This is a genomic window from Nitrosospira multiformis ATCC 25196 (genome assembly GCF_000196355.1).
GTDB classification, from domain to species: Bacteria; Pseudomonadota; Gammaproteobacteria; order Burkholderiales; family Nitrosomonadaceae; genus Nitrosospira; species Nitrosospira multiformis.
In genome coordinates, this window is sequence record NC_007614.1 from 1,545,687 (window position 1) to 1,559,109 (window position 13,423).

The following is a 13,423-nucleotide window of genomic DNA, read 5'->3' on the forward strand; positions in this document are numbered from 1 at the left end:
ATATTTCAGCCTGTTGGTTATTTGGGCTGATTACAACGGAGTAAAGCGAGTTCCGAACAAATCAAGTAAACTGGCATGCGGGAGTAACCCGGAAACAATGGTATGGCAGACTGCGACGTCCGCCTCCTGGCCGCTCTTCACACTCGAGCTTGGCGAGATAATTCATTTAAATATAGGGGAATTTCTGTTGATTAAAAACAATTATATGTTCTCCATGGCAATATCGGTCCTGATTGCAGCTGCTGGACAGGCGGACGCTGCTTCATGCCCCGCAGGTACAGCTGCTGCCGCAGCCAAGGGTAAAATATCCAACAATATTGTCAGCGACGCCGGTATCGTTGTCGGCGCTGCACACCTTGAAGTTGGCGGCGCCAAAGTTAAATGCGGCCTCCTGGGCAACGGTGGCGTTGGCTCCGACGGCTCGACCCACTTCGTACAAACACTGGTGTGCGATGACAGTATTCCGGTAACAAACCCTGTGACCGGCCAGAGGGAAACTGTCCATTCCCAGATTACCTTTAATACTACCGGTACCGGCGTATTCCAGGCGTGCAATCCCAGTAATCCCCTCGGAGGCTCGTATGGGACATTCCAGGAAACCTCGGTCCCCGTACCCGGAACCGGGCGGGGGATGTTTCAGGGTGTCACTGCGGGTAGAATCGCAATTGACGGCCGCATAAATTGCCAATTTTCAATTGACGTGAAATTCCAGGGCGAGATTTGTATGCCCCATCAGAAGTAATCTTGGGATGGGGTCGCGTAGTCTTTTGAGGAGATATCTTTGTGGGACATAACGGGAGTGTGTGATTTCCACTGGAAAGCGCAACCGGGTGACGGGGACGCGATGACCGAGAACCCTGTTCGCCAGTAGGTATGGGACACGGGACTTTAGATGATTCCACCCGGTTATTGGTAAGAAAATTTCGGGCGAGGCGGGCAAGGTCACCTTCAAGTGTGGAAGATTTTCAGCCCAGCAGCCTTGCCATGCGTCCTAGCGCACCTTCCAGGTTGGACATTGCGGTGGCAAAGGAGAGCCTGATGTAACCTTCGCTCCCAAAAGCGGAGCCTGGCACCACCGCGACCCCCCCCTGTTCCAGCAGATATTCGCTAAAGGCGATATCGCTGCGATCCTTGATCATCCCATTACCGTGCAAACGTGCGATTGCTTCCCGTGCATCGGCAAATGCGTAGAATGCTCCTTCGGACAGCAGGCAACGGATGCCGGCGATACCATTGAGGGCATCAGTCACGAAACGGTTCCGCTGCCGGAACGCTTCCACCATCGGGGTGATACAGGATTGATCGCCATTCAGCGCTGTTTCAGCCGCGACCTGGGAAATAGAGGCAGGGTTTGAAGTGCTCTGCGACTGGACATTCTCCATTGCGGTAATGATGTGAGCGGGACCCGCGCAATAACCGATCCGCCAGCCTGTCATGGCATATGCCTTGGAAACCCCGTTGAGCACCACCGTGCGGGGATACAGGGCTGGACAGGCATTCAGAATATTGACGAACTTGCCCTCCGATAGCAGGATGTGTTCGTACATGTCATCCGTGGCAATCAGGATATGGGGATGTCCGAGTAGAACTTCTCCCAATGCCTTGAGTTCGTCCAGCGTGTAGACACCGCCAGAGGGGTTGCTGGGGCTGTTGATGACGAACATCCGGGTTTTCGGCGTAATGGCTCGCTCGAGCTGAGCCGCTGTAATTTTGAAACCCTGCTCGATACCCGCCTCGACAATGACCGGCTTGCCTTCGGCGATCAGGACGATGTCAGGATAAGAGACCCAGTAGGGCGCCGGTATGATGACCTCATCCCCAGGATTGATGACAGACAGTGTGAGATTGAAAAAGCTTTGCTTGCCTCCGCATGAAACCAGAATTTGTCCCGCAGTATAGTCGAAGCCGTTTTCGCGCTTGAACTTGGCGATGATCGCATTCTTGAGGCCGGGTGTTCCACCGACAGCCGTATATTTCGTAAAACCGCGCTGAATCGCGGCAACCGCGGCATCCTTGATGTGCTGGGGGGTATCGAAATCGGGCTCGCCGGCGCCCAGTCCAATAATATCCTTGCCTTCCGCTTTCAGGCGTGCTGCTCGGGCAGTGACAGCCAGAGTAGGGGAGGGCTTGATGGCCTGAACGCGCTTTGAGAGTTCCACAATAATGTCCTTATGCTAATGGCACTTGTGCTGCGTGATAAAATCAGCCATCAAGTCGCGGGTGATGCTGCATGCGGTGGTTGGAGGAGATGAAAAAAACGCCTGATGAGGCTTGAGATTTGAAACAGGATGAAGTGGAGCGGGGTAACCGGTTCTCTCTTGCAATCCCCGGATAGCTCCATCCGACCTGTTGCACCGCGCATACTTGCGAAAAATACGCACTCCACTTCTCCAGTTTGACGAGGGGCCAGGCGAAGCAGAAACAATGCTGCAAGTCATGGAATTAACTGAAAAACAGTAGACAACGATGGATTTGGATTATACCCGTGATTATTACCTTTCCCAATAGCCCTTATAAGCTCAACCAGTTATTTCAGCCCGCAGGCGATCAGTCTTCAGCGATCGAAAAACTGGTGGAGGGAATAGAGGACGGGCTGGCATTCCAGACACTGCTGGGAGTGACGGGCTCCGGCAAGACCTTTACGATGGCCAATGTCATTGCGCGGCTCGGACGTCCCGCGATTATCATGGCGCCAAACAAGACCCTCGCGGCGCAGTTGTATGCGGAAATGCGGGAGTTTTTCCCGGAAAATGCCGTCGAGTACTTTGTATCGTATTACGACTATTATCAGCCGGAAGCATATGTCCCGTCACGGGACCTTTTTATCGAGAAAGATTCCGCAATCAACGAGCATATCGAGCAGATGCGCCTGTCTGCCACCAAGGCACTGCTCGAGCGGGACGATGCCATCATCGTCGCCACGGTGTCGTGCATTTATGGAATAGGCGATCCCGTGGACTATCACGGAATGATCCTCCATCTGCGGGAGCATGAAAAGATCACCCAAAGGCAGGCAATACAGCGTCTGACAGAAATGCAATACGAGCGTAACGAATTCGAGTTCAGCCGAGGAACCTTCCGGGTGAGGGGAGATGTGCTCGACATCTTTCCCGCGGAAAGCTCGGAAACCGCCGTGCGTGTTTCCCTGTTTGATGACGAGGTGGAAAGCATGACATTGTTCGATCCTCTTACCGGTCGCACCTCGAGAAAGGTATCGCGCTATACCGTTTATCCTTCCAGCCATTACGTGACGCCAAGGAGCACCACTTTGCGCGCCATCGAGACAATCAAGACCGAGTTGAGGGAACGCATGGATTTTTTCCACCAGCACAACAAGCTGGTAGAGTTGCAACGCATCGAACAACGCACTCGTTTCGATCTGGAAATGCTCAACGAACTGGGTTTCTGCAAAGGCATCGAGAACTATTCGCGTCATTTGTCAGGAAAAAAACCGGGAGAACCGCCGCCCACCTTGATGGATTACCTGCCGCCCCGAACGCTGATGGTGATCGATGAGAGTCACGTAACGGTTCCGCAAGTCGGAGGAATGTACAAGGGTGATCGGGCCCGCAAGGAAAATCTTGTCGATTATGGGTTTCGCCTGCCTTCAGCGCTGGATAACCGTCCCCTCCGGTTCGATGAATTCAGGAAAATCATGCCGCAAACGGTGTTTGTGTCTGCGACACCGGCGGAATTCGAAAAGATACACAGTGGTCAGGTTGTCGAGCAGGTGGTGCGGCCCACAGGTCTCGTAGATCCGCAGATCGAAGTCAGACCGGCGAGCACTCAGGTGGACGATCTGATGTCGGAAGTAAGGCTGCGTACCGCAAAGGATGAGCGGGTGCTGGTAACGACGCTCACCAAACGCATGGCGGAGGATCTGACGGATTATTTTGCCGACCACGGCATCAGAGTGCGGTATCTGCATTCCGATATCGATACGGTGGAAAGGGTGGAGATTGTGCGTGACCTGAGACTGGGAAAATTCGATGTGCTGGTCGGCATCAATCTGTTGCGTGAGGGGCTGGATATGCCGGAGGTATCGCTGGTAGCCATACTGGATGCGGACAAGGAGGGCTTTCTTCGCTCAGAGCGTTCATTGATACAGACCATCGGCCGCGCGGCGCGCCACATCAATGGCACTGCACTTCTTTATGCGGACAGGATTACAGAATCCATGCGGCTGGCAATGGATGAGACCGAGCGACGGCGCAACAAGCAGATCCTGTTCAATCAGGAGCATGGGATTACGCCGCGAAGCGTGCATAAGCGCGTCAAGGACCTGATTGACGGTGTTTACAGCATGGAAACAGCCCAGCAGCAGCTTAAGGCAGCGCAAACGCAGGCGCGGTACGAAGCCATGAGCGAGACGCAGCTCGCAAAAGAAATCAAGTCACTGGAAAAACAGATGCACGAGGCAGCAAAAAATCTCGAATTCGAGAAGGCTGCGGAGTATCGGGATGAATTAAAAAAATTAAAAAACAAGCTCTTTGTCGGATTTGTGGAGCCCCAGGATGAGAAAGGAACGGGAGCGGCGAAATCCCGGGGGAAGGTGCCAAGAGCGGTGAGATAGCGACGGATTAAAGCCGGGAAGCGTCAACATGCTTTTCTGCGCTAATTGATCACCGTGGCCGAGTTCGCAAAAATAATTTCCTTGAAGGTACGATTATGAGTCTTGCTGTTGAAATTTTTCATGACGAGACTTTGATCGAAACGTACCCGGTCACCCACTTTAACCCGCATCGTTGGCGCCGCAATCCAGAAACGTTTCTCGGTATTCGCCAACTCCATATAGGTATAGCCCGGGGCATCCAGTGTGGAAAGAACCTTGCCTTCATTGGCTGGCATTCCTGTCGCTGCGCCGGTTGCCGGCGTACTCGTCCCAGCCTCCGCAAGGGCGGGCAGAGGGCTGAAAAATAGGATGCCAATAAAAAAAGTTGTCGCAAGATAAGTTGTCTTCAAAACGACTCTCCTCAGTAAATAACAGCCGCGCAATAATACACCCCAATCTCCCCGGTTCCAACGGAAAGTTTTCCCCGAAAAGCGGGTGCAGACTTTTGGGTTTTTCAGAAATGTGCTTCAGCGCGTTCCTGTCCAGGGATCTGCGGGTGCATCATCGCGATGGCGGCTGCCCGTTGCAGGATCATTTCGGGGATCGAAAAGAAAAAGGGAGGGTGTCGAGCCATCCAGTACTGTGGGAGTGCCGGGAACAGGCCGCTGCATTACCGTAATTCCAGGCGCCACAGGATCTGAGGATAATGATCCTGCTACGGCTCGATCCTGCTGGGGCAGCATGTTGCCGGCGCTCATTCCCCCATGATCGTATTTGCGGGCACAGATAGCGGCGCCTTCCACTATGCTTCGTCCCGCTTTCTGCTCCGAAGCCTCACACGAAAGTCTTTGATATTCAGGCATGTATTCCGAGGCTTCCTTGTAGCGACCTGCTTTCATCAGTTCTCTTACATGAAGCTGCGCGTCGCGGAATTTACTTTGAGGATCGGGCTGTTGAAATGTCAGTGGCACATCCTCCGCGAGAGCCCCTGTAATCCACACCATGGAGATAGCCACAACGATGAGTCGCATATCAGCTCCTTTCAGTGAATGGAATTTTTGAGGGATAACGGAATTTCTGAGGGATTATAGAATGATGATTTCAGAAAAAAAACCCGCTGCAATTTAATATTTGCTTTCCCATTCATCACGCCGCAGCGCTTCTTTCTCTTTTACAGGCAAGTGCGCCACGAGCATCCGGGCTAAGCATGAGAGGAGGGATATCAGGAAGGACTGGAAAATGAGGATACAAAAAAGAGACCCGGTAAGGAGTAGTTGGCCTTTACCGGGTCAGTGGCATCCACTACAAGAGGGAGAAAAAAGCGGATGCCTGAGTGTCATTTTCCCTTAGTCTGACTATGGTTTCTGTGCGCAGGCGCACATAAATGAATTTTCTTGCTTCGGCATTCGCTCATAGGCGGATGCGATTATATCCGGCGTACGGTTTTGCTGTTCGAGGGGCAAAATACTGCACTCACAATAAGGCTGTCCAGCTCGTACTATTGATTGCGTAATGCTGACAGTTTCTAGGCGGCGGAAAACGATGGCAATCACGATCATTTCTATTTTCCTGATTTTGCATATAATGTATATTATGTTAAATTCAATATATGGTTGGGAAACTGAATGATGCGTGGACGAACATGCCCACCTCAAGCCAGCAGCCACAATCCCCACCATGATATTTTTCCCATCTTATTATCCATCACGCCATCCCCAAATCACCCAAAATCTGCGCAGAATACAACCGGGTCTCCAACGGCTCTGGTTTTTCTCCGCGCAGCCACTTGGCCAGGTTCCCTTCACCCCAGTTATAGGCTTTGAGCGCGAGTTCCCACGTACCAAATTTCTTATAGAGCCTGACCAGAAACTGTCCCGCATAATCGATGGCTTCCGCCGGGTTAAGGGGGTCTACGCCAGGATGCCAGCGCGTCATGATTTGCATTATTCCCATTGCCCCGGCACTCGATACTGTACGCCCGGAAACAATGTCCTCCCGAAAGCGCGACTCCTGCCACGCCAGGCGCGCCAGCATGCCGGACGGTATTCCGTAACGCTTTTCGGCTGCTTCAAGCAGTGGCTTATACTTGGCGCCGCGTCCGTTCAAATCATCGACCCAATTTTCCATACATACCCCGAAATCGTTGGCAGCCTATCGTCAGCCGTATCAAAGATGCTACCTCCTTGCAAACTGCCGCTAGTTGCCATTATCCAGATTGACAAGAAGTACTCGGACAGATCTCAGGAAGTGTAGCTTGTTTGGCATGATGGCATGATTTTCCATACTTCCCATGCCGGGTATTCATGCCTGCGCTTCCTCGCCCGCTTCCTTTTCCCCAGCGGTAACAAGGCACTTTAGACACCGTGGCGCCGTGCAGAAGACACGGCACGGTGGCGGGATGGATGCTGAACGGAGGGTTATTCCTTCTTTATTTCTGTTCCCGCCAGGATTGGCCATTTGGCAAACGCAAGAATCCATAGAAGAATCAAGATGCCCCCAGGGATCAAGGCAATCCAGGATAATGCCGGCTTGAACCCTGCTCTTCCGAAGATTCTCCAGAATGGAACGACGAAAAAGAGTGTGGATACTATCAACCACTGCAAAATCGCAAATTCACTCATCTTACCTCCCAATACTCAATATGATTCTTGCGGCTTCAACCACAAGAACCCTTTCATTATTTTTCAATTTTACTTGCCGCGATAATCTGATGGAGGTTTTTTCAAAAAACCTTGTTTCCACTGCCTGTCACCCCTGTGCGTAGCATAACGTCTTATGTTCACCTAGCGTCGATATCTGGTTTCCCCTGCCTATTTTCCGCGATAATTGTGGTTTCAGTCACAACAAATGAGATCGAGTCCGCTCATGCATCTTTCGATAATCATCCCCGCTTTTAACGAAGAGCTTCTGATTGAAGCGTGTCTTGAATCTGTTCATGCATCGCTCGCGGCGAATGCAAGGCATGGCCTTACCTCGGAAATAATTGTAGTCGACAACAATTCCACGGATAACACGGCTGAGCTTGCGAGGCAAGCCGGTGCACAGGTTGTTTTCGAGCCGGTTAACCAGATCGGCCGGGCGCGAAATACCGGAGCTGCCGTGGCCACGGGGGACTGGCTATTATTTGTGGATGCCGACAGTATTTTGAACCCCGGATTACTTGCCGATATTCTGCGGTTGATAGAGCAAGGCCGAATTGTAGGTTGCGGGAGTGCCATCAAAATGCAGGACCTGCCGTGGTGGGCCAGTGGGGTATTGCAACTTTGGACTGCAACATCCGTCCTCTTTCGCTGGGCGGCGGGCGCACTTGTCGTCAGCCGCGCCGATGCATTCCGGGATGTTGGCGGCTTCGACCAGGAACTTTATGCCGCTGATGAAATAACTCTGAGCGAAAAGCTGAAAAAATGGGGACGGATGCGCGGTCTGCAATTCCCGATCCTGACGAAACATCCGCTGGAATCCTCGCCGCGGAAGGTGCAGCTCTACTCTGCGGGAGAGATTTTTGGCCAGATTGCGCGCGTCCTGCTGAGCCCTCGTCGCTCTCTGCAAGACAAAAAGCACCTGTCAGTCTGGTACGATGGGCGGCGCTGACTTGTCACGGGCAATAACACCAAATGCGTGAGCCAGGCGGTTAAGTTGAGCAGTCATGGACAAACGAGGAGAGATTTATGAAGGTTGAACCCCGGAAGGAACATCAGTGGTTTCAGAAACTCGTGGGTGAATGGACCTTTGAGGTGGAGGCAATGATGGGCCCCGACAAGCCACCGGAGAAATTCAGCGGCTCGGAAAGCGTGCGCTCGATAGGCGATGTCTGGATACAGTGCGAAGGCCACGGCAGCATGTGCGATACGGGTGCTGCAACAACCCTGATGACCCTCGGTTACGACCCGCAAAAAAAGCAATATGTGGGAACATGGGTCGGATCGATGATGACCCATCTTTGGATCTACCAAGGATCACTTGATGAAGAAGAGAAGATTCTGACACTGAATACGGAGGGCCCAAGCTTTTCAGCTGAAGGAAAACTGGGAAAATTCAGGGATGTGATCGAGATCAAAAGCGATGATCACAGGGTATTGACTTCGCACATGCTGGGTGACGACGGCACCTGGCATCAATTCATGACGGCAAACTATCGGCGGAAACAGCAGGAATAGCTGTCATTGCCATTTTACGCGTAAACAAGCGTGACCGAAGTTGCCTTGCGGGTGAGTTCTTCGTCTGCCTGGGGTTTTTTCTCGCGATTTTCTCCGTCATGGGCCATGGGAGTTTCTGGCGCCACGACGCAGGCAAAGCGTTGTTACACTGCGAGTTAGTCAATTAACCATCACCAAAGCAAAATTGGTTTGTTGTTGATTATTGTTTTACCGTCACTATTCAATGGTTCGAGAATTTTAAAACATCAAATAAGCTGCAAGATCTTCTACTTCAAAAGTGAACTTCTCGCTGCGCAGAAACCTTCATAATCGTCGTTAAGTCCAAATCCAAAGCCTCTTTATCGACGAAATGGCTTTCTAAAACCTCATGGCCATGATCTCCAAGATGCGAAAGAATATTTTGGAAGTAAATTGATGGAGCTTTGTCAGATAAATGACATTAAATATGAATTTTGCTGAAACTGACCAATGTCGAACGAACATCCTGTTCTTGAACAAGCTGCTCCGGAAATTTATCGCGCTGTAATTCTCGGTGCTGGCGTTTCGGGCCTCTGCATGGGCAGGGCTTTGCGTAAAGCCGGCATCACCTCATTTCTCATTATCGAGAAATCCGCGGGAATTTGAGGCACGTGGTGGGACAATACCTATCCCGGAGCCGAGTGTGATGTCCGTTCTCACCTTTATTCGTACTCCTTCGACCTCAACCCCGACTGGTCTCAGGCCTATGCTCCACAACCTGAAATCCGGAAATATCTGGTGCGATTTGCCACGAAGTTCGATCTCCTGTCTCACATCAGGCTCAATGCAGCACTGACGAGCGCACGCTTTGATGCTGAACAGGGGTTATGGCTGCTACGGCTTGAAAACGGGGAGCAACTGAAGGCAAGCTTCTTCATCTGCAGCGCGGGACCGCTGAGCGAGCCGCGCTATCCCGATATCCCGGGTATGGATACCTATGAAGGGCGTCTTTTTCATTCTGCGCGGTGGGATCACGATTACCCCCTCAATGGAAAACGGGTGGCGGTCATCGGCACCGCGGCGAGCGCGGTACAGATCATTCCCCATATTGCTCCCCTTGCTGCAAGGCTTTACGTCTGCCAGCGTTCCCCCAACTGGATCATACCCAGGCTGAATCATGTTTATGCGCCATGGGAGAAAGCCCTGTTTCGGTTAAAGCCCATTGCCAAAACCAACCGTTTTCTGCTCTACTGGCTTCATGAAATGAACCGTCTTTCCTTTAATCCCGGCGGTTTCATGGCAAGGATCGGGCGTGAACTTGCAGAATGGCATCTCAGGCGGCAGGTGATCGACCCGCGCCTGCGGGGAGCGTTGCGTCCCGGCTATCCCCTCGGCTGCAAGCGTGTCCTGCTTTCCAACGATTACTACCCTACCCTCATGCGCCCCAATGTGGAGCTGATCGATACGCCTATCGACCGAATCGATCCCGGCGGTATCGTCACCCGGGACGGGCAGAAACGCGAAGTGGATGTGATTATTTGTGCAACCGGCTTCAATGTAAAACGCATGCTCTCGGTAGAGATACGGGGTTTGCAGGGCTATCGCCTGAATGAGGCGTGGGCGCGCGAGCCCAAGGCTTATCAGGGAGTCACCGTGGCCAGCTTCCCCAACCTTTTCATACTCCTAGGGCCGAACACGGGGCAAGGACACACCTCCGCGATCCTTTTTATAGAAGCCCAGGTGAACTATGCGTTGAAATGCATTCAGGAGATTGCCAGGCAGCAGAAGCGCTTTCTTTCAGTGAAACCGGAAGCCATGAACCGGTATAACGAGGAATTGCAAAAGACGTTATCGACATCGGTATGGGCTGCAGGATGCCGGAGCTGGTACAAGACAGAATCCGGGAAAATCATCGGAATTTATCCCGGATTCTCTTTTCAGTACGCAAAGCAGCTTCGGGAACCGCGATTCGAGGATTATGTCATGTGTTAGGCCTTGCGGAACTGGCCGCACCTAGACAGGCCAACGTCGTATATGCCGATCATGAAGAGGCTGTCTCCGTGACTCAGTGCCAACAGAAGGAGATGCGCGCTTTCGCTCCTTGGACAAGGATGTCCTGAGCTTGCCAAACTTGCCAAAGGGCTCAGGACGAAGGGAGACGAAGGTCTCGCTCTACCACAGATCCCCGAGCACCCTGTTGAGCATGAAAAGCACTACCGCCAGTCCCAGCAAACCCAGCAGCTTGCCGCTTTCCTCCATCCTGTCTGCGATCAAGCCCGGAATCTCGCCGGATTTGCGGAAGAAATACAATGCAACCGCAATGCCCGCCACCATTGCTGCATACAATATTTCCACATAGCCGATCTGAAAATACCATTCACTTTTATCCACGCGGCATTTCCTTTTCCTGTTTATCTTGCTCCCTGGTCGGCAGGGAACGCTTCTCCTGCTTCTCCTCTCGATAGACTCCTGCCGATGGAGGTCCGGCGGATTCTGCCTTTATGCGGCGACGACATGGAGTAGCCGCAGCAGTTCTTCCGCTGCCAGCCGGGAAGAGGCGGGATTCTGGCCGGTTATCAGCTTGTCATCGACCTTGACATAGGGCGTCCAGTTGTCCGCTTTGCTGTAAATGGCGCCACGTTCCCTCAATCGGTCTTCCAGCAGGAACGGAACAACCGGGGTCAAGCCGACTGCTGCTTCCTCGGCATTTGAAAAACCGGTCACGCGCATCCCTTTGACCAGATACTCCCCGTCTTTTCCACGCACATTGACCAAAGCGGCGGGAGCATGACACACTGCGGCAATCGGTTTATCGGCTTCTATGAATTCCTCCAGCAGTGAAATGGATATGCGGTTGTCCGGCATGTCCCACATCGGCCCATGCCCTCCGGGATAAAAGACCGCATCGTAATCGGCTGCCGAGATATAGGTCAGCTCTTTCGTATGGGCAAGCTCAGCCTGCGCGGCGCCGTCTGTCCGAAAGCGGCGCGTCAGGTGAGTCTGATTTTCCGGGAGATCGCTTTTGGGGTCGATCGGCGGCATATTGCCTTTCGGCGATGCCAGCGTGATTTCCGCTCCCGCATCCTTGAATGCATAATAGGGAGCAACGAATTCTTCCAGCCAGAAGCCGGTCTTCTTTCCAGTGTCGCCAAGTTGATCATGGGATGTCAGAACGATGAGAATTTTCATGTTCATCTCCTTTGTGGAAAAACATCGAAACGCCAACGGAAAATTGGAACAGTTAACCTATAGCAGGTATTGGCATCGCTTTCAAACTCGACAGTCGGCCCACGATGCTCGCAATTGAAATACAACATCCGGGAGGGCCGGAGGTGCTGAGGCCTGCATTCCATCCGGTTCCCCAGCCCGGCCCTGGTGAAATTCTGATCAAAGTGGCAACGGTCGGAGTAAATCGGCCCGATATCCTGCAGCGCCGGGGCCTTTACCCTCCCCCTCCGGGCGCCTCGGAAATCCCGGGACTGGAAGTCGCGGGGGAAATCGTTGAATCAGGCGAAGGCACAATCCGATTCAGGCCGGGCGAAAAGGTTTGCGCGCTGGTGGCGGGCGGTGGCTATGCCGAATACTGCGCCGTGCACGAAAGCAATGCCCTGCCGATACCATCAGGTCTCGGCATGATCGAGGCAGCGGCATTGCCGGAAACCTTTTTTACCGTTTGGACCAACCTGTTCCAGCGCGGCAAGCTAAAATCGGGCGAGACTGTACTCATTCATGGTGGCACTTCGGGCATCGGCACCACCGCCACAATGCTGGCCAAGGCTTTCGGCGCTCTTGTCCTGACAACCGCAGGCTCGGAGGAAAAATGCCGGGCATGCGTTGCTCTGGGCGCTGATTTTGCCATCAATTACCGCACCCAGGATTTCGTCGAGGAAGTCCGGAAGTTTACGGATGGCAAAGGAGTCGATGTCATTCTCGATGTTGTCGCCGGGGACTACGTGGCGAGAAACTACAAGGCGGCTGCGCTCAATGGCCGTATTCTCCAGGTCGGCATCCAGAATGGGCCTGCCATGGAACTGAACCTGATGCCCATGCTGGCAAAAAGGCTGACTCATACCGGGTCGACCCTGCGATCGCGCACGGTGCCTGAAAAGGCCCAGATTGCCCAGGAACTGGAGCAGCAGGTCTGGCCATTATTGCATGAGGGAAAAATAAAACCGCAAATATTCAAAACATTCCGACTGGAGGAAGCTGCCGAGGCGCATGTATTGATGGAATCAGGCGCCCATATCGGAAAAATCGTATTGATGACAGGAGCAACTATCTCCGCTTGATCCTTACAGGTGGCTAAAGAATGCCGGTGGACTTGACCACTTATCGTGCAACCCATCAACGTAAGTGACGGGGATTTTCGAAAGCATCTCATCAGTAACATTCGTGAGGCAGCCCAGGTTGACGCCATACATCTTGCCGATAGGTGTTTCATTTCCCACACCGAAGCAGCGAACACCGCAGTGCTTGCAGAAATAGTGATAGGTTTTCCGGGTGTTGAAAGCATACTGTGTCAGTTCAGACTCACCCGTCAGTAAACGAAAGTTTTCCGGCTTGGCTATGGCCGGCCAGAAGCGGGTACGCCGGCATATGGAGCAGTTGCATCGAAATGAGCCCTGAGTAAGGTCCAGATCGGCCTCGAATGTTACAGCTCCACAATGACAGCTGCCCCGATACGTCTCCAGCATCAGAAATTCTCCATAGTGCTGCTTTATTTCCTGTCTTCCTGACCGCCCGTATTCACCGGCCT

The 13,423-nt window shown here is 52.7% G+C and carries 13 protein-coding genes and 1 pseudogene; 7 read left to right on the forward strand and 7 right to left on the reverse strand.

The window, feature by feature from the left end; translation table 11 throughout:
* Positions 1–187 precede the first annotated feature (187 nt).
* Positions 188–742 (forward strand): hypothetical protein, encoded by a 555-nt coding sequence (locus NMUL_RS07150; protein ID WP_143034396.1) that lies wholly within the window; start codon positions 188–190, stop codon positions 740–742.
* 223 nt (positions 743–965) lie between these two features.
* Here NMUL_RS07150 and NMUL_RS07155 read toward each other — a convergent pair whose 3' ends face one another.
* Positions 966–2,159 (reverse strand): pyridoxal phosphate-dependent aminotransferase, encoded by a 1,194-nt coding sequence (locus NMUL_RS07155; protein WP_011380699.1) that lies wholly within the window; start codon positions 2,157–2,159, stop codon positions 966–968.
* A 326-nt stretch (positions 2,160–2,485) separates the two neighbouring features.
* Here NMUL_RS07155 and uvrB point away from each other — a divergent pair, with 326 nt between their 5' ends.
* Positions 2,486–4,573: an excinuclease ABC subunit UvrB gene (gene uvrB, locus NMUL_RS07160; protein WP_011380700.1), complete on the forward strand. Its 2,088-nt coding sequence runs from the start codon at positions 2,486–2,488 to the stop codon at positions 4,571–4,573.
* A 41-nt stretch (positions 4,574–4,614) separates the two neighbouring features.
* Here uvrB and NMUL_RS07165 read toward each other — a convergent pair whose 3' ends face one another.
* The 3 genes from NMUL_RS07165 to NMUL_RS07175 form a co-directional block, all read right to left on the reverse strand.
* On the reverse strand, positions 4,615–4,962 hold the full coding sequence (locus tag NMUL_RS07165; RefSeq protein WP_238529890.1) for an NrfJ-related protein: 348 nt from the start codon (positions 4,960–4,962) through the stop codon (positions 4,615–4,617).
* 117 nt (positions 4,963–5,079) lie between these two features.
* Positions 5,080–5,583: a hypothetical protein gene (locus NMUL_RS07170; protein WP_011380702.1), complete on the reverse strand. Its 504-nt coding sequence runs from the start codon at positions 5,581–5,583 to the stop codon at positions 5,080–5,082.
* A 673-nt stretch (positions 5,584–6,256) separates the two neighbouring features.
* Positions 6,257–6,679: a lytic transglycosylase domain-containing protein gene (locus NMUL_RS07175; RefSeq protein WP_011380703.1), complete on the reverse strand. Its 423-nt coding sequence runs from the start codon at positions 6,677–6,679 to the stop codon at positions 6,257–6,259.
* 738 nt (positions 6,680–7,417) lie between these two features.
* Here NMUL_RS07175 and NMUL_RS07185 point away from each other — a divergent pair.
* From NMUL_RS07185 to NMUL_RS07195, 4 genes and pseudogenes are all read left to right on the forward strand, one after another.
* Entirely contained in the window at positions 7,418–8,143 is a 726-nt protein-coding gene (locus NMUL_RS07185; RefSeq protein WP_049783086.1) for a glycosyltransferase, read from the forward strand.
* A 77-nt stretch (positions 8,144–8,220) separates the two neighbouring features.
* Entirely contained in the window at positions 8,221–8,709 is a 489-nt protein-coding gene (locus NMUL_RS07190; RefSeq protein WP_011380706.1) for a DUF1579 domain-containing protein, read from the forward strand.
* A 468-nt stretch (positions 8,710–9,177) separates the two neighbouring features.
* A complete protein-coding gene (locus NMUL_RS15665; RefSeq protein WP_146063195.1) occupies positions 9,178–9,333 on the forward strand; it encodes an NAD(P)-binding protein in 156 nt (51 codons plus the stop codon).
* 105 nt (positions 9,334–9,438) lie between these two features.
* A pseudogene (locus NMUL_RS07195) lies at positions 9,439–10,659 on the forward strand (flavin-containing monooxygenase); the annotation flags it as partial.
* 180 nt (positions 10,660–10,839) lie between these two features.
* On the opposite strand, the gene NMUL_RS07200 reads toward NMUL_RS07195, so the two are convergent.
* Both NMUL_RS07200 and NMUL_RS07205 read right to left on the reverse strand, forming a co-directional pair.
* Positions 10,840–11,058 (reverse strand): hypothetical protein, encoded by a 219-nt coding sequence (locus tag NMUL_RS07200; RefSeq protein ID WP_011380708.1) that lies wholly within the window; start codon positions 11,056–11,058, stop codon positions 10,840–10,842.
* A gap of 108 nt (positions 11,059–11,166) precedes the next feature.
* Positions 11,167–11,856, reverse strand: coding sequence for a type 1 glutamine amidotransferase domain-containing protein (locus tag NMUL_RS07205; protein ID WP_011380709.1), 690 nt, complete (start codon positions 11,854–11,856; stop codon positions 11,167–11,169).
* A gap of 104 nt (positions 11,857–11,960) precedes the next feature.
* Between NMUL_RS07205 and NMUL_RS07210 the strand changes: the two genes are divergently transcribed.
* Positions 11,961–12,956, forward strand: a complete 996-nt coding sequence (locus NMUL_RS07210; RefSeq protein WP_011380710.1) for an NAD(P)H-quinone oxidoreductase — start codon at positions 11,961–11,963, stop codon at positions 12,954–12,956.
* 3 nt (positions 12,957–12,959) lie between these two features.
* On the opposite strand, the gene NMUL_RS07215 is transcribed toward NMUL_RS07210, so the two are convergent.
* The gene (locus NMUL_RS07215) at positions 12,960–13,361 is read right to left on the reverse strand and encodes a GFA family protein (protein WP_011380711.1); all 402 of its coding nucleotides are present in this window, start codon (positions 13,359–13,361) and stop codon (positions 12,960–12,962) included.
* Between the last annotated feature and the right edge of the window lie 62 nt (positions 13,362–13,423).